The following is a 279-nucleotide window of genomic DNA, read 5'->3' on the forward strand; positions in this document are numbered from 1 at the left end:
AGGAGGCCGGCCGACTGGCCGCCCAGCTGCAACGCCCGGTGAGCCTCGACGAAGCCGTCAGCCACCGGCTGCGCGGCCGGCCTGCCTCAGCCGTCCACGCCACTCACGCCACTCACACCACTCACGCCACTCACGCCAAGCCCGCCCAGGACCGTGGCCAGCAGCTCCCCGCACCCGCCCCGGCCCCGGCCGCGCCCCTGACCGCCCGCTCCCCCGGTGAGCAGGCCCGGCAGGCGATCGAGAAGATCAACGGCTCCGCCCAGCCCTACCAGGGCGCAG

1 pseudogene is annotated in these 279 nt (G+C 76.0%); it reads left to right on the plus strand.

Features of this window, described 5'->3' with window-relative positions:
- A pseudogene (locus tag CCN51_RS35945) lies at positions 1-279 on the plus strand (hypothetical protein); the annotation flags it as partial.

The organism is Streptomyces milbemycinicus (genome assembly GCF_002154605.1).
GTDB classification, from domain to species: domain Bacteria; phylum Actinomycetota; class Actinomycetes; order Streptomycetales; family Streptomycetaceae; genus Streptomyces; species Streptomyces milbemycinicus.